Source organism: Pseudomonas cucumis (assembly GCF_030687935.1).
In the GTDB taxonomy this organism is placed as follows: domain Bacteria; phylum Pseudomonadota; class Gammaproteobacteria; order Pseudomonadales; family Pseudomonadaceae; genus Aquipseudomonas; species Aquipseudomonas cucumis.
On record NZ_CP117454.1, the window covers coordinates 453,585 to 468,147 of the forward strand.

Sequence of the window (14,563 nt, forward strand, 5' to 3'; positions counted from 1 at the left end):
TCGCCAGCTGCTACAAAGGAATCGCAAATTCATTGCAGCACCCTTTCAACCGCGTCGGTAAACACCTTGGGCGAAGCCAACTGCATTTCGCGGCTGCTCATGTCGACGGCAACCTGTACTGAAACAGCGCGGGTCAGACGTTCGCCGGTTGCGAGATCGCTGATCAGGTAATTGATCTTCAGTCGGTTTTCCCACTCCACCAGGCTGGCGCGCACATTCAGCTTCTGGCCGAACACGGCGCCGCGTACATAGCGCAGTTGCAAATCGATCACCGGCCACGCGTAACCCGACGCCACCATGGCGTCGTAGTTGTGGCCGATCTTGTCCAGCAGCGCACAGCGGGCGACTTCCAGGTATTTGACGTAATGGCCGTGCCAGACCACGTTCATGGTGTCGACGTCAAAGAACGGTACGAGGATTTCCGTGTCGGTGTGAAGCACTCCCTTGCTACGCATGCAGCCTCCAGTGTTGTTCGGCGATGCGTTGCAGGCACAGGCGCAATTCGCCTTCCAGGGCACGGTCTTCGATGACCGGCGCAAAGTCCTTGGCCAATTCTTCGTGCATCGAGGCCAGTGCCGGTGGCAGTGGCCGTGCGTCTTCAGCCTGGCCGCGCAGCCAGACCCCTTGGTTGGCGGCCAGCAGCGTGGCGGCGGCGACCTGTTCGGTCAGCTCCAGCACGCGGATGGCGTCGCGGGCGGCGATCGTGCCCATGCTGACTTTGTCCTGGTTGTGGCACTCGGTGGAACGCGAAAAGACGCTGGCCGGCATGGTGTTTTTCAGGGCTTCGGCAGTCCAGGCACTGGTGCCGATCTGCACCGCCTTGAAGCCGTGGTTGAGCATCGCGCGGTCGGCGGTGGCGCCAGACAGGTTGCTCGGCAAGCCATGGTTGTAACGCTCGTCCACCAGCAGCGCGAGCTGACGGTCGAGCAAGTCGGCGACGTTCGCCACCAGGGTTTTCAGACTGTCCATGGCGAACGCGATATGGCCGCCGTAGAAGTGCCCGCCGTGCAGCACGCGTTCGGCTTCGGCGTCGATGATCGGGTTGTCGTTGGCGCTGTTGAGTTCGATCTCGATGAATGAGCGCAACCAGTTCAGGCTGTCGGCCAATACACCGAGCACGTGCGGCGCACAACGCAGGGAATAGCGGTCTTGCAGGCGATGCAGCGGCGCAGTCGGCGCATCGATCGCCAGGTCTTTGCGCAACCAAGCAGCGACTTGCATCTGCCCTGGATGGGGTTTGGCGGCAAACAGACGCTCGTCGAAGTGCTCCGGGTTGCCCTGCAACGCGACTACGTTCAGCGCGGTGATGCGCGTGGCCAGTTGCAGCAGGTAATCGGCGCGGGCGTAAGCCAGGCACGCGAGGCCGGTCATCACGGCGGTGCCGTTCATCAGCGCCAGCGCTTCTTTGGGGCGCAATACCAGCGGTTCCCAGCCCAGTTCGCTGTGCACATCGGCGGCTTGTCGACGTTCACCACGGAACATCACTTCGCGCTCGCCGGACAAGGTCGCGGCGACGTAGGACAGCGGCGTCAGATCACCACTGGCGCCCACCGAACCTTCTTCCGGAATCAGCGGCAGAATGTCGTGTTCGAGGAAGGCTTGAAGACGTTCCAGCAGTTCCACGCGTACCCCGGAAACGCCTTGGCAAAGCGATTGCAAACGCGCCGCCAGCACCGCGCGGGTGGCTTGGGCGTCGAGCAGTTTGCCCAGGCCGCAACCGTGGAAGGTATACAGATGACGGGGCAGGGCTTCGACGTGGTGCAGCGGCACCGCCACCACACAGGAATCGCCATAACCGGTGGTCACGCCATAGATCACGCCTTCCTTGTCCAACAGGGAGTCAAGGAATTGCGGACCCTTGGCGATGCGCTGGCGAAACTCGGGGTCGCCCTGCAACTGCGTCGGCACCTGACGGTTGGCCAGGGCCAGCACGTCTTCGATGCGCAAAGGGAGTTCGCCGAAGGTTACCGGCTCAAGCGTTGGCGTCGTCATCGGTCTTCCAGAAAGGGTAAAAGTTGAACCATTGTTGGGGCGCTTCGAGGCAATAGTGACCCAGGCGTTCGGCGTAGCGGGAGGCCCACTGATGAATGACCTGTTCGCGGTCGCTGCGTTTCCACACGATGGCGTCGGCGAACGGTTCGAGGGTCAGTCGATAGTCGCCCGTGGGTTTCTTCAGGCACAGCATCAGGTTGATCGGGCATTTCAGCAGACCGGCCAGCAACCAAGGGCCTTGCGGGAATGCGGCCTGATGGCCGAGAAAATCCACTGTCACGCTGCGCCCGCCATGCAGCGGCACGCGGTCGCCAGCAATCGCCAGCCATTCGCCGCGCTCCAGGCGTTCATGCAGTTGCAGCATGATCACCGGGTCCAGCTCGCTGACCTGAATAAGGCGCAGATTGGTCGCCCCGGCTTCGCCCAGCAGGCGGTTGAACTGTTCGGCGTGCTTGGTGTGTACCAGCACGTTCATGGTGACTTTCTCACCGATCTCGGCCAGTGCCCGACAAACTTCCAGATTGCCCAGGTGCGCGCCCACCAGCATTTGCCCGCGTGTGCCGCGAAGCTTATTGCGCAGCAGTGCGGGGTCGATGATTTCGATTTGATCGATGCTCAGCTTGCCGTTCCACACATCGAGCTTGTCGAGCATGGAGTCGGCGAACGCCATGAACTGGCCGAACACTCGCCAATGGCTCGGGCGCAATTCGCTGCGCCCGCTCCAGTCGGCGAGTCGCTGCTGGTATTGCCAGGCGCTCTGGCGGGCGCTGCGCCCGAACAGGAAAAAGTACAGCACGATGCCGTACAGCAATGGGCTCAACAACCGACGGCCCAAGACTTTTGCGCAGAGCGCGGTGAACTTCATCAGCCAGAAGCTGCCACGCTCCTGGCGGTCGGCCCAGTGCTGTTTGTCTGCGTTGTCGCTCATGCTCGCCACCGTCGCCAGAGGATTACCGGTGCGCGCAGCAACATGCCGAAGAACAGCCGGGTGTGCATGCTCGAAATCAGTACATTGTCGTGGAACAGGCGGAAATGCGAGACACCATCCAAGGGGTAATGGACTTTGGTTTTTAACCACTGCATCGGCTGATTGCGCCAGGCCAGGCGCACCAGGATGTCGGAGTCGAAGTCCATGCGCTTGCCGATCCTGGCCGAGTCGATCAGCGCCAGGGTCGGTGGTAATGGATAAACGCGGAAGCCGCACATGGAGTCGCGAATCTGCAACGACAGGGTGTTGATCCAGACCATGACGTGCGTCAGGTAGCGGGCGTACAAACGGCCCTTCGGCACGCTGTCGTCATATTGCGGATAACCGCAGATCACCGCCTCGGGATGGGCGCGCGAATGCTCGATGAAGACTTTGACGTCTTGCAGGTCGTGCTGGCCGTCGGCGTCCACCTGCAAGGCGTGGCTGAAGCCCAAGCGCGAGGCCTCCCGCAAACCGGTCATCACCGCACCACCCTTGCCTTGATTGACGGTGAGCCTGATCAGGTAAACCCGCTCACGCTGGGCCAGTTGGTCAAGCACCTTGGCGCAATCCAGGCTGCTGGCATCGTCCACCAGAATGCACGGCAGGCCGCAAGCAAGCAGCGCATCGACCACGGCAGTGATTGCGGTTTCGTGGTTGTAGACCGGGATTACGGCGCAGGGGTTATGCATCGCTGGCAGCCTCCAGCAAAATCCGCCCGCTGGAGCAGGTGGCGGTTTCATTGCGATAGGCGAAATACAATTTACTGCGCGCGGAGTCGAAGCGCAGGTGCAACTGGATTTCATCACCGGGGCGTACCAGTTGCTGGAATTTCAGCACTTCCATACCGGCGAATTTTGCCGGCAGATCCATTAATTGCTGGCCCAGGCTCAGCGCCCAATCCACCTGCACGACACCGGGCAATACCGGTGTCTGAGGGAAATGGCCGCTGAAATACGCCAGGTCTGGCGGGACGGCCAGTTGCAGGCTCCACTCGCCATCGGTGTCGATCTGTTCCAGCACTTCCGGAGCCTTTGGGCGGGGCGCCAGCAATATGCTCTCCACTTGTGCCTGGGGCAGTTTGCCTTGAGCGTTCAGTGGCAGTTGTCGCAACAGGCGCCATCGACGGGGCAGGGCGAGTGCTTCGCAATGCTGGCTCAAGTGTTGGCGCAACTCCTGAGTAAGAGTACGTCGACCCTGATTACGCAAGGCATGCAGGCCTTGTTCGCTGAGTACCAGCAGTGCCCCCAATGAAGCGCGGTTTTCCTGAACCACACCGAGGCGCGCTTCGGCGACCCAGTCGTGAGCCATCAGCGCTTGTTCGAGCATCGGTAGCGAGATACGTTTTTCTTCCAGTTTGACGATTCGGTCCAGTCGTCCCAACAGCTCGAAACGGCCGTCGGCGGCGATGCGCGCGGCATCGGCGGTGTGTTCGATATGGCCGGCCGGTAAGTACGGTGAGGCGATAAGCAGGGCGCCATCGCTGTCCTGACTCAGCGCAACATCGGCGAAGGGTTGCCAGAGACTTTGGCCCTGACGCCAGGCGATTCCGCCGGTTTCCGAACTGCCGAAGATTTCTGTCGGCCATTGCTGCAGGCGCTCATGCAGGCTTTGCGCTGCTTCGGCAGGCAACGCACCACCGGAAGAGAACACTCGGCGCACCGTGCTCAGCGCTGGCCAGTCGAGGTTGTCGCCCATGCGCTTGAGCAGCGCGGGGCTGGCGACCCAGGCGAAGGCCGGGTGTTCGCGGCTGGCGCGCTGCAAGTCTTCCGGGAAGGCCATTTGCGTACGCACGAAGGAGCGTCCGGCGCACAGCGGCCACAGCACCCGAAACAGCAAGCCGTAGATGTGTTGCGTGGCGACGCTGCCGATGATGCAGGCCTCGCCCAGATCTGCGCCCCACAAGTGCTCCAGCGCTTCGACTTCATTGGCCAGTTGGCGCAGGGTTTTGTCGATGCGCTTGGGTTCGCCACTGGAGCCAGAGGTGCACAGGCTCAGCTGACAGCGATCCAGATCCAGCGGGCTGGCCGGTAGCGGTGAATGCCGATAATCGCTCAGGTGCGCGTCGTCGGCCTGATCGGTCAGCCACAGATCGACCTCGCTCGACCAGCGCTGGCGAGTCTGCGCTTGCAGGTCGGCGGGCAGCAGCACGCTGACCCCGGCCCGCCAGGCGCCGAGCAGGGCAATGGCCAGGTCGCCGGCGTCTTCAAGGTGCACGGCGATGCGCTGCACACCCTGAGCTTGCAGGCCCGCCGCCAGGCTCAGGGCCTGCTCGCACAATTGCGCGTGATTCAACGCCGGTTCCACCGTCACGGCACGGTCCGGCTGAGCCTTGAGCAACAGTTGCTCAAGTGTTATCCAATTCATGGGCGGCCTCTTACCCGTTGTCGTATCAGCCATTCAATGGCAAACATCAGGCCGATCAATCCATAGGAGATCAGGCCGGTGTACAACATCCACCAACTCAGCGGCGCCCAAAGGGTCAGGGCGGCGGCGCACAAGCCGTTGCAGAGAAAAAACACGCTCCAGGCGATCGTCACCTGGCGGGTGTAGCGAATGGCCCTGGCCGGCAATTCCGGTTCTCGCAAACGGGCCAGGCGTTCAATCATTGGCGGGCCGTATTTCAGGCTCAGGCCGAACAGCACCAGCATGAATGCACTGATCAGTACCGGGTACCAGCGCAGCAGCACCGGGCTGTCGAATAGTGCCAGCAGCAGGCAAAACCCGATGGCGACCGTGGCCATCCACAGGCTGCCGGGCCGCCGCTCACCGGTCAGCGCCCGCGCCAGCCACAGGCTACCCAGCAGCAGACCGAACTGCCACGGGGCAAAATGCTCCATGCCGAAATACACCGCAAAGGGGTACAACAGGCCTGCCAGCAGCAGGCCCAGGCCGATCAGTCGGCTCATGCGGCCGGTTGAACCAGACGGTAGACCGCCTCGACCACGTCGCTGACGGTACGCACCGATTTGAATTCTTCGGCAGCGATTTTCTTGCCGGTCTGGCGTTTGATGTGATCGATCAGGTCGACCGCATCGATGCTGTCGATTTCCAGATCCTGATACAGGTTGGACCCCAGACTGATGCGCTCGGGCTCCAGCTCGAAGAGTTCGACCAGAGCATCGCGCAGGGTATTGAAAATATCGTCACGAGTTTGCATGGTCCGGTCTCAAGCTGCCTGTTTTGCAGTGACGAACGCCGCAAGGCTCGCCACGTTGGTGAAGTGATTACGGGTGTCCTTGGCGTCGGCATCGATTTTGATACCGTATTTTTTCTGGATGGCCAGGCCGAGTTCCAGTGCATCTACCGAGTCCAGGCCCAGGCCTTCGCCAAACAGCGTCTGGTCATCGCCGATGTCGTCGACGCTGATGTCTTCGAGGCCCAGGGCGTCAATGATCAGTTCTTTGATTTCACGGTGTAGATCGCTCATCTTCGGCGAGCTCCTTAATAAAGTAGTGGTGCAAATAATCATTGAGCTTGCGCGAGGCCTGAGGTGCAGGTCCCTGCGTTGCAAAGGCCTGTGGGTCTATATCGGCCCCGACACGAAAACTGAAGTGCACGCGGCGTTTGGGGATCCGATACCAGGGTTCGGCCTTGGTCAATGTGGTCGGATTGACCTTGATAATCACCGGGGTGAGGATTCTCGCACCGCGCAGGGCGATTGCCGCGCCCCCCCGATGAAAGGCCGGCGCTTTGCCGGGTTGGGTGCGGGTGCCCTCGGGAAAGATGATCAGGGTCTGACCGTTTTTCAGCGCGTCGGCCGCCGCATCGAGCATGTCCATGCTGCCATCGTTGCTGATGTAATCGGTGCGGCGTAGCGGTCCGCGGGTGAACGGGTTTTCCCAGAGGCTTTTCTTGACCACGCAGTTGGAGTGGCCCACCAGGCCGATCAAAAACACCACATCGATCAACGAGGGGTGATTGGCGACGATCATTTGCCCTGGCCGTCCCAGTTTCTCCGCGCCCTGAATGTCATAAGTCAGCACGCCAGTGCGAGCCATGAACCGAATGAAAAACCAGAAACAGCGGCTCACCGTCTGTCGTGCACGCTGACGATGGGCCTGGGCGTCTCCCGGCAGGCAGCTCAACAGCGGGAACACCACCAGTCGCAGGCAAAGCCCGCCCAACCCGAACAGGGTGAAGCTTGCGGCAGTGGCCAGCAGGCGCCAGTAATAGGCGTCGCGGTTTTTATCGGTTACGGGTTGCGTTGCCAGGTCCATACACGATTTTTCCAGGCATGTTGGCAGGAAGTCTGCTGGCCGAGCAGGGTACGCAACAGATTCAGGGCATGGGGCCAGTGGGGTTTGGACAACGCTTGTGAGGTGCTGTTCAGCGACAGCTGCCACTGATTGCCGGGCGTAATCAACAGCCCGACCGCGTAAGGAAATGGCACATCGTCGATCCAGGCCGAATAGGCCTCGGGCGGTTGCTCTTCAGTCACTACCAACAGTACCGCGGGCGCGCCTTCCTCAAGCAATGCCGCCGCCTCTAGCATGCCATGTTCAAGGCCATCGCCAGCCGCGGCGAGTGCGGTCATTTCGCTGGTTTCGCCGCGCATGATCGACCACAAGCCAATGACCGCGTTATGCACTGACAGGCTGAACTGAGTGGGCGACAACGGTTGATCAGTCGCCAGATCGCTGAGAATTTCGAAAGTGCGCGGAGTTTCGCCATGGCGGGAAATAAAGACCAACGGTAGGTCTGGGTGCCCATCGGCCAACGGCCAGCCGACGCTGAACGCCATTCGCGCCAGGCGGCTGAGTCGCCGACGTTGCATGGCCGGCAGAAACGACACATCGGGGGCGGCATCGCTGCGCTCGAGCACGACCGGTTGTCGGCTCCAGGCCTGCCAATCATCCACGCTTTCAAGCCCAGGGGCCCACGCGCGCCATTGGGCGATGTTGAAGTTGATCACAGACATTCATCCCGCCCCTGCGGGCTTCCTTTGACGCGGTGAGTCGCAAAAAATCGCGCCTGACCTTACGTGGCGCTTAACGCCGAGTGGCGCGCATTATCCCGGTGTGGCGGGCGTGTAGCAAATGCTGGTTACATTTTGCGCAATGAAATGTACCGTCTGGTTCGCGAAAAAGCTGTCGTTTGGCCATTATCCGTGATGCGTCGGACATGTCTGTCGGCTCTATCGACTGTCGATGGACGAGTTGGCGGCTTCTTCTGCCGGATAATTACCATGACTGTGTAGTCCCGACTCCAGCGAGGTAGCTAAGCAGCGCCGTGGACTACTACACTCGGTCATTCTTTGATACACGGAGGTTTTGACATGCGGCGCGTGGTGTTCAATCAGAAAGGTGGCGTGGGCAAATCAAGCATTGCCTGTAATCTGGCGGCGGTCAGCGCCAGCGAAGGCTATCGCACGTTGTTGGTGGACCTCGATGCTCAGGCCAACTCCACTCAATACCTGACGGGACTCACCGGTGACGATATCCCGATGGGGATCGCTGACTTCTTCAAGCAGACTCTATCCTCCGGGCCGTTCTCGAAGAAAAACCAGGTCGACATATACGAAACCCCCTTCGACAACCTTCACGTCGTCACCGCCACCGCCGAACTGGCCGACTTGCAACCCAAGCTTGAGGCCAAGCACAAGATCAACAAGCTGCGAAAATTGCTCGAGGAACTGGACGGCGATTACGACCGAATCTACCTCGATACGCCGCCAGCACTGAATTTCTATGCTGTCTCGGCCTTGATCGCCGCTGATCGTGTGCTGATTCCCTTTGACTGCGACAGTTTCTCGCGTCAGGCGCTGTATGGCCTGTTGGCGGAAATCGAAGAATTGAAGGAGGACCACAACGAAGGGCTGGAAGTTGAAGGCATCGTCGTCAACCAGTTCCAGGCCCGCGCCAGTTTGCCTCAGCAAATCCTCGACGAATTGATCGCCGAAGGCCTGCCGGTGCTGCCGGTGTACCTGGCCAGCTCGGTGCGCATGCGCGAATCCCACCAGGCCAACACGCCGCTGATCCACCTCGACCCGCGGCATAAACTGACCCAACAGTTCGTCGACCTGCACAACCTGCTGGAAAATGCCTGATTTACCCCTGTAGGAGCGAGGCTTGCCCGCGAAGGCGTCGTGTCAGGCAACAATGATTTCGAATGTGCCGGCCCCTTCGCGGGCAAGCCTAGCTCCTACATTTTGTCGAAGGGGATTCAAATTCCCTGACTACGCAACCAGCTCATCAACTGCGGCAACGGGAAAGCCCCGCTTTGGCGAGCCACTTCCCGGCCGTTCTTGAACAGAATCAGGCTCGGAATCGAGCGAATCCCCAACTGCGCCGACAATTGCTGATTCGCCTCGCTGTCCAGCTTGGCCAACCGACACTTGCCCGCCAACTGCCCCGCCGCCTGCTCGAATACCGGCGCAAACGACTTGCAGGGTCCGCACCAGTCCGCCCACACATCCACCAGCAACGGCAGGTCGCCCTTGATCTGACTGGCGTAATCGCCTTGCTTCAATTCGAACGGCTTGTTCAGCAGGACTTCGGCCTTGCAGCGACCGCATTTTGGATGGTCGTTGAGGCGCTCGGCGGGGATGCGATTCAGGCCGTTGCAGTGGGGGCAGGGGATTAGCAGTGGTTCGGGCATGATTGGTTCTCAGTGGGCAGTCTATGCAACTGATCTGGAGTCGAAGGTGGTCATTATCAAGGCGATAGGTTGTAGGTCATTACCTTCTTCAGTTGCACAGAGGGACTACGTTCACTCACGACGAACAACTGATCTCCAGATGCTTCCCCCACTCCGGTGGCCGCTCGGCATAGCTCTCCATTCCAGGCTGTTCCTCGAACGGATTGCTCAATACCGCATGCAAACGACGAACTTCTGAGTAGTCGCCACTTTCCGCCGCATCGATGGCTTTCTGCGCCAGATAGTTACGCAGGATGTACAGCGGATTGACCGCATGCATTCGTTTGCGGCGCTGTTGCTGGTCAACCACACCTTCACGAGCAACCCGGGCGATGTAGAGCTCGCCCCACGCATCGAAGCCCTTGATGTCGACGAAGTCATCGCGTAAACGAGCGACCGCCAGTTCCGGTGATTCATCCCCCAGGCGGCGGAAGAACAGGCTGTAGTCGACGCCGCTGTTCTGCATCAGTTGCAGCAGGTGCTCCAGCAGTTTCTGGTCGTCGTCTTCGGCAGTGGTGAAGCCGAGGCGGCGGCGCATCAGGTCCAGGTAATGGGCCTGGAACAGCGGCAGATACAGGCCGAGGGTTTCGCGCAGGGCTTCGACGCTGATGAATGGCGTCAGGGCCTGGGCGAGGGCGCTGAGGTTCCACTGGCCGATCGGTACCTGGTTGCTGAAAGAGTAACGACCCTGATCATCGGAGTGGTTGCAGATGAAGTGGGCGTCGAAGTCATCGAGGAAGGCGAACGGGCCGAAGTCGAAGGTGATGCCCAGGATCGACATGTTGTCGGTGTTCATCACGCCGTGGCAGAAGCCATAGGCCTGCCATTTGGCGATCAGCTCGGCGTTGCGCTCGACGATTTCGCGGAACATCGCCAGGTACGGTTCCGGCTGTTCCAGGCAGTGCGGGAAATGCATGGCCAGCACATGCTCGCCGAGTTCTTTCTGCTGCTCGGGGCGCTTGGTGTAATAGAAGAATTCGAAATGCCCGAAGCGCACATGGCTCGGCGCCAGGCGCAAGACCATGGCTGCGCGTTCCTGTTTCTCACGCCAGACCGGTGTGTCGGAGCCGATCACGCACAGGGCGCGAGTGGTGGGAATGTTCAGGGCATGCAGGGCTTCAGAGGCGAGAAACTCACGGATTGACGAACGCAGCACCGCCCGTCCATCGCCCATGCGCGAGTAAGGTGTCTGACCGGCGCCCTTGAGGTGCAGGTCCCAATGCTCGCCGGCTTCGTTATAGACCTCTCCCAGTAACAGGCCACGACCGTCGCCCAACTGCGGGTTGTAAGAGCCGAACTGATGCCCGGAATAGACCATCGCCCGCGGCTCGGCCTCGGCCCAGAGCTTGTGGCCGCCGAACAGCTCGGCGAACACCGGCGTCTCGGCCTCGGCCGGGTCCAAGTCCAGCAGCGCCATGGCGGCGGGGCTGGCGACCACCAGCCGCGGAGCGGCGATGGGCTCAGGCAGCACATGGGTTGAGAACGCGTCGCCCAGACGGGCGAAGCGATTATCGAAGGTCAGTTCGTCGAGGGCTTTCAACGGCCATCTCCAGCAGAATGTCCGAGCATTCTGCTAGGGATAGCGCGCTTAGTCGAGTTCGACGGGTGGTGGCTCTTGCCGCGGCTTGCTGGCAGGCATCGGCACAATGGTTTTGGTTTCCGGTTCGACCGGCACCATTTTGTATTCCTGGCCCTGAAGGTTCTTGAGGTAGACCTCCATCTGCCGGAACGAGATGTTGATGTGCTGCTTCTTGAACTCGCGATTGATGAAGCGGTTGACCTCATCGAGCACCGGGTTACGGTCGCCGAGGTCGCGCACATGCATGCGCAACTCGTGATCGAGGGTGCTTTCGCCGAAGTTCAGGAAGTACACGTGGGGTTCCGGATCCTTCAGCACGCGCGGGTTATCCCGGGCTGCCTTGAGCAGCAACTCTTTCACCAGGTCCAGGTCCGAGCCGTAGTCGACGCCGAGCTTGAGGGTCACTCGGGTGATGGTGTCGGTCAGGGACCAGTTGATCAGTTGCCCGGTGATAAACGTCTTGTTCGGAACGATGATGTCCTTGCGGTCGAAGTCGGTGATGGTCGTGGCGCGGATGCGGATCTTGCTCACCGTGCCCGACAGGTTGCCGATGGTGATGGTGTCGCCGATCCGCACCGGGCGTTCGAACAGGATCATGATGCCGGAGATGAAGTTGGCGAAGATTTCCTGCATGCCGAAACCCAGACCCACCGACAGCGCCGCCACCAGCCATTGCAACTTGTCCCAGCTCACGCCGAGCGTGGACAGGGTCGAGACAAAACCGACACCGGCGATCACATAGGACAGCAAGGTGGTCGTGGCATAGGAACTGCCCTGGGCCAGGTTCAGTTTCGACAGCACAAACACTTCAAGCAGGCCTGGCAGGTTGCGGGCCAGCGCGAAGGTGATGCCGATGATAATCAGGGCACCGAGCATGTCGCCGATGCTGATCGGCACCATGCTCATGTTGGCGCCGGTGCCGCTGGTGTATTCGTAGAGGGTGATGTTGTCCAGATACGAGAACACTGAGATCAGGTCCGACCAGACCCAGTACAGCGCGGCGATGAAACCGCCGAGCAGGGCCAGACGGATCAGTCGCAGGGACTGCTCGTTGACCTTCTCGATGTCCAGGGTCGGCTCTTCGATTACCGCTTCACCGTCGCCGGCCTCTTTCGCGGCCTGGCGTTTGGCCAGGGCGCGCTGATAGGCCAGGCGCCGTGCCGCAACACTGAGGCCGCGCACGAAGGTCGCTTCGATCACCAGCCAGAACATCAGCAAGTACAGCGTGTTGATCAACCGGTCGCTGAGTTTCAGCGCGGTGTAGTAGTAGCCAAAGCACACGGCGACGAACAATGCGATCGGCAGGGCTGTGAACAGAACCCCCACGGCCTTGCGGAACAGTGAAGCGTTCTGGTGAGTCGGGCTGCTAACCAGCAGGCGGCTGAGTAGCCAGGCCATCAAGGCGTAGCAGGTCAACACCACCGGCATGCCGAGCACGTCATCGGCCAGTATCGCTGGTTGCAACTCGGCGACCGCTACTACCGCCACCAAAGCCATCACTACCAGCCCGAGTCGGCGTATCCAGCCTTGAAGGAATTCGACTTGAGGTTTTTCCCAGCGGAAATGCAATTCGGCGACGCCGCCCGGTGCGAGGATGCGGTAGGCGGTGTAGAACACCAGCCAGGCTTGGGCCATTTGCAACAGCGCCGCGCCCATATTGGCGTTCTGCCCGCGGGCGTCGATTTGCAACGCCAGGCCACACAAGGCCAAACCCAGGGCGACGGGCATCGCCAGCAGGATGTTGATCAGAATCGCTTGCGGTGTGTGCCACTGGCTGTCGCGCTTGAAATGGCCGATGTCCAGGTGAACTTTGTTCAGGCGGGCATAGAGATTTTTGCGGCGCCACAGCAGTGCCCCGATCAGAAAGGCCAGCGGCAGGAACAGCAGCGGCCGCTGCGTCAGGCCATCGGTCAGTTCGCTCAGGCTCGAGGCCCAAGGCAGTGTGGTGACCTGGCGTTCCAAGCGTTCCGGCACACCGTGCATCCACTCAAGATCCAGCGGCTTGTTGCTGGGGATCCAGAACATTTGCTCGTCCAGCGTAGCCCTTAGACTTTGCGCGGTGCTGAGCAATTGCTTCTGGTTGAGTTGCAGCGTAATGGATTCGTTGAGCACCGCGCTCAGTTCGCGATTCAAACGCTCCAGCAAGTCTGCGCGGGTGGTGGCCAGTTCCAGCAGGCTCTTGCGCAGTTGCGGGGTGACTTGCTCGGGCGGTTGAGTTGCCAGCAGGTTGTCGACATAGGTAGTCGGGTTGCTGAGCAGTTCCCGTTGCTGGCTGACTTCGAACTGATACAGGCGAATATCGGCGATCTGGTCGGCCAGGTCGCGGTCGAGCTGGAGGCGCGGCAGGGCCTGTTTCTGTTTGTAGAGAATCTTGGAGAGCAGCAGACTGCCTTTGAGCACGTTGATCTGTTCGTCCAGCGCCGAATCGCTCTGGGTCACACTGTCCAGTTGCTGTTTGGTCTGCAGGTTCTGTTGGGTGACTTCGTTGAGGCGGTCGGTGCTTTTGAGCAGGTAGTCGGAGAGCTTCAGGTTGGCCGCGCTTTCGGTGGCCAGCAGGCTGCTGCCGCCGGCCTTCTGCGCTTCGATGGACTGCTGGGTGACGGTCTCTTGGGACTGGGCCAGGCGTTTCTGGTTGATCAGGGTTTGCAGCTCCTGGATTTCCCGCTCCAGGCGATTGGTTTTTTCCGTGAGCAGGTCATGCTGGCTGTTGCCCAAATCCTGCAGCTGACTGTTACCGGCCAGTTCCTGTCGGCGCAACGGAATCAGCGCATTAAGCGCCGCGAGCTCGGCGTTGAGCTGGTCGCGCTGTTCACCGCTCAACGTCTTGCCGTTGTCTTTTCCGATTTTAAGGATGTTATTGATTTGCTGAATGCGCGTCTGGCTGGCGGAAATTTCGGCCTGGGCACGCTCGGGACGGGTCTGGGCAGTAATCACCAGACTGTTGGCCTCGGCCAGTGCTTTTTGCAGATCGCTTTGCTGGGTCGAGCGCTCGGTCAATAGCTGCTCAAGCTGCTGAATGGTCTCTTTGGTATAGCGTTGCGCCACCGGCACTACATTGGTGGCCTTGAGACGAGTCAGTTCACGCTGGTTCTCGATGTTCTGCTTTGGCGCGCTAGCGAGCTGCTGCTTGAGATCAACCAGCTTTTGCTCGTAATCACGCTTGTTGGTGAGTTGCGTCAACGTGCCTTGCAAAATGCTCTGCAGCGCTTTCTGATCGGCTTCCGGCAGTTTGCGGTCGGCGATCTTGTCCAGGCTCGCCTGCACGGCTGCGCTGGAGGGCGGTTCGGCGGCTTGCAGTGTGTTGATCGAAAGACTCAAGCCCAGCAGGGCCATGATGAAAAAAGTGCGCAGGGTTGACATAAAGACCGATCGAAAACTAGACGAAG

General features: G+C 60.4%; 14 protein-coding genes. 1 reads left to right on the forward strand and 13 read right to left on the reverse strand.

What is annotated here, in order from left to right:
• Window positions 1-29: 29 nt before the first annotated feature.
• From PSH97_RS02015 to PSH97_RS02060, 10 genes are read right to left on the reverse strand one after another with little or no spacing between them, the layout of a single operon-like run.
• Complete coding sequence (locus PSH97_RS02015; RefSeq protein WP_305447897.1) at window positions 30-455, reverse strand: acyl-CoA thioesterase; 426 nt, start codon at window positions 453-455, stop codon at window positions 30-32.
• Window positions 448-1,992, reverse strand: a complete 1,545-nt coding sequence (locus PSH97_RS02020) for an HAL/PAL/TAL family ammonia-lyase (RefSeq protein ID WP_305447898.1) — start codon at window positions 1,990-1,992, stop codon at window positions 448-450. Before PSH97_RS02020 ends, PSH97_RS02015 begins: the two co-directional genes overlap by 8 nt.
• The gene (locus tag PSH97_RS02025; RefSeq protein ID WP_305447899.1) at window positions 1,973-2,920 is read right to left on the reverse strand and encodes an LpxL/LpxP family acyltransferase; all 948 of its coding nucleotides are present in this window, start codon (window positions 2,918-2,920) and stop codon (window positions 1,973-1,975) included. The genes PSH97_RS02020 and PSH97_RS02025 overlap by 20 nt, the downstream gene beginning before the upstream one ends.
• Window positions 2,917-3,651 carry a glycosyltransferase family 2 protein gene (locus PSH97_RS02030; protein ID WP_305447900.1) on the reverse strand — a complete coding sequence of 245 codons (735 nt, stop codon included), beginning with the start codon at window positions 3,649-3,651 and terminating at the stop codon, window positions 2,917-2,919. Before PSH97_RS02030 ends, PSH97_RS02025 begins: the two co-directional genes overlap by 4 nt.
• Window positions 3,644-5,326 carry an acyl-CoA synthetase family protein gene (locus PSH97_RS02035; protein WP_305447901.1) on the reverse strand — a complete coding sequence of 561 codons (1,683 nt, stop codon included), beginning with the start codon at window positions 5,324-5,326 and terminating at the stop codon, window positions 3,644-3,646. The genes PSH97_RS02030 and PSH97_RS02035 overlap by 8 nt, the downstream gene beginning before the upstream one ends.
• Entirely contained in the window at window positions 5,323-5,868 is a 546-nt protein-coding gene (locus tag PSH97_RS02040) for a COG4648 family protein (RefSeq protein ID WP_030129182.1), read from the reverse strand. Before PSH97_RS02040 ends, PSH97_RS02035 begins: the two co-directional genes overlap by 4 nt.
• Window positions 5,865-6,119, reverse strand: a complete 255-nt coding sequence (locus PSH97_RS02045) for an acyl carrier protein (RefSeq protein ID WP_007903178.1) — start codon at window positions 6,117-6,119, stop codon at window positions 5,865-5,867. Before PSH97_RS02045 ends, PSH97_RS02040 begins: the two co-directional genes overlap by 4 nt.
• 9 nt (window positions 6,120-6,128) lie before the next feature.
• Window positions 6,129-6,389 carry a phosphopantetheine-binding protein gene (locus tag PSH97_RS02050; RefSeq protein ID WP_123721556.1) on the reverse strand — a complete coding sequence of 87 codons (261 nt, stop codon included), beginning with the start codon at window positions 6,387-6,389 and terminating at the stop codon, window positions 6,129-6,131.
• The gene (locus tag PSH97_RS02055) at window positions 6,370-7,179 is read right to left on the reverse strand and encodes a lysophospholipid acyltransferase family protein (RefSeq protein ID WP_305447902.1); all 810 of its coding nucleotides are present in this window, start codon (window positions 7,177-7,179) and stop codon (window positions 6,370-6,372) included. Before PSH97_RS02055 ends, PSH97_RS02050 begins: the two co-directional genes overlap by 20 nt.
• Window positions 7,155-7,880 (reverse strand): beta-ketoacyl synthase chain length factor, encoded by a 726-nt coding sequence (locus tag PSH97_RS02060; protein WP_305447903.1) that lies wholly within the window; start codon window positions 7,878-7,880, stop codon window positions 7,155-7,157. The genes PSH97_RS02055 and PSH97_RS02060 overlap by 25 nt, the downstream gene beginning before the upstream one ends.
• Before the next feature lie 357 nt (window positions 7,881-8,237).
• Between PSH97_RS02060 and PSH97_RS02065 the strand changes: the two genes are divergently transcribed.
• Window positions 8,238-9,008 (forward strand): ParA family protein, encoded by a 771-nt coding sequence (locus PSH97_RS02065; RefSeq protein ID WP_008009127.1) that lies wholly within the window; start codon window positions 8,238-8,240, stop codon window positions 9,006-9,008.
• Between the two features lie 116 nt (window positions 9,009-9,124).
• Here PSH97_RS02065 and trxC read toward each other — a convergent pair whose 3' ends face one another.
• The 3 genes from trxC to mscK all read right to left on the reverse strand — a co-directional run bounded on the left by trxC (window position 9,125) and on the right by mscK (window position 14,537).
• A complete protein-coding gene (trxC, locus tag PSH97_RS02070; RefSeq protein WP_123358753.1) occupies window positions 9,125-9,559 on the reverse strand; it encodes a thioredoxin TrxC in 435 nt (144 codons plus the stop codon).
• Between the two features lie 115 nt (window positions 9,560-9,674).
• Window positions 9,675-11,138 (reverse strand): protein adenylyltransferase SelO, encoded by a 1,464-nt coding sequence (gene selO / locus PSH97_RS02075; protein ID WP_305447904.1) that lies wholly within the window; start codon window positions 11,136-11,138, stop codon window positions 9,675-9,677.
• Between the two features lie 48 nt (window positions 11,139-11,186).
• The gene (gene mscK / locus PSH97_RS02080; protein WP_305447905.1) at window positions 11,187-14,537 is read right to left on the reverse strand and encodes a mechanosensitive channel MscK; all 3,351 of its coding nucleotides are present in this window, start codon (window positions 14,535-14,537) and stop codon (window positions 11,187-11,189) included.
• Window positions 14,538-14,563: the final 26 nt, after the last annotated feature.

Excerpts from the sequence above, each read along its gene's own strand:
- PSH97_RS02015 (WP_305447897.1), bottom strand. The coding sequence starts at position 455 with ATGCGTAGCAAGGGAGTGCTTCACACCGACACGGAAATCCTCGTACCG.
- PSH97_RS02020 (WP_305447898.1), bottom strand. The coding sequence starts at position 1,992 with ATGACGACGCCAACGCTTGAGCCGGTAACCTTCGGCGAACTCCCTTTG.
- PSH97_RS02025 (WP_305447899.1), bottom strand. The coding sequence starts at position 2,920 with ATGAGCGACAACGCAGACAAACAGCACTGGGCCGACCGCCAGGAGCGT.
- PSH97_RS02030 (WP_305447900.1), bottom strand. The coding sequence starts at position 3,651 with ATGCATAACCCCTGCGCCGTAATCCCGGTCTACAACCACGAAACCGCA.
- PSH97_RS02035 (WP_305447901.1), bottom strand. The coding sequence starts at position 5,326 with ATGAATTGGATAACACTTGAGCAACTGTTGCTCAAGGCTCAGCCGGAC.
- PSH97_RS02040 (WP_030129182.1), bottom strand. The coding sequence starts at position 5,868 with ATGAGCCGACTGATCGGCCTGGGCCTGCTGCTGGCAGGCCTGTTGTAC.
- PSH97_RS02045 (WP_007903178.1), bottom strand. The coding sequence starts at position 6,119 with ATGCAAACTCGTGACGATATTTTCAATACCCTGCGCGATGCTCTGGTC.
- PSH97_RS02050 (WP_123721556.1), bottom strand. The coding sequence starts at position 6,389 with ATGAGCGATCTACACCGTGAAATCAAAGAACTGATCATTGACGCCCTG.
- PSH97_RS02055 (WP_305447902.1), bottom strand. The coding sequence starts at position 7,179 with ATGGACCTGGCAACGCAACCCGTAACCGATAAAAACCGCGACGCCTAT.
- PSH97_RS02060 (WP_305447903.1), bottom strand. The coding sequence starts at position 7,880 with ATGTCTGTGATCAACTTCAACATCGCCCAATGGCGCGCGTGGGCCCCT.
- PSH97_RS02065 (WP_008009127.1), top strand. The coding sequence starts at position 8,238 with ATGCGGCGCGTGGTGTTCAATCAGAAAGGTGGCGTGGGCAAATCAAGC.
- trxC (WP_123358753.1), bottom strand. The coding sequence starts at position 9,559 with ATGCCCGAACCACTGCTAATCCCCTGCCCCCACTGCAACGGCCTGAAT.
- mscK (WP_305447905.1), bottom strand. The coding sequence starts at position 14,537 with ATGTCAACCCTGCGCACTTTTTTCATCATGGCCCTGCTGGGCTTGAGT.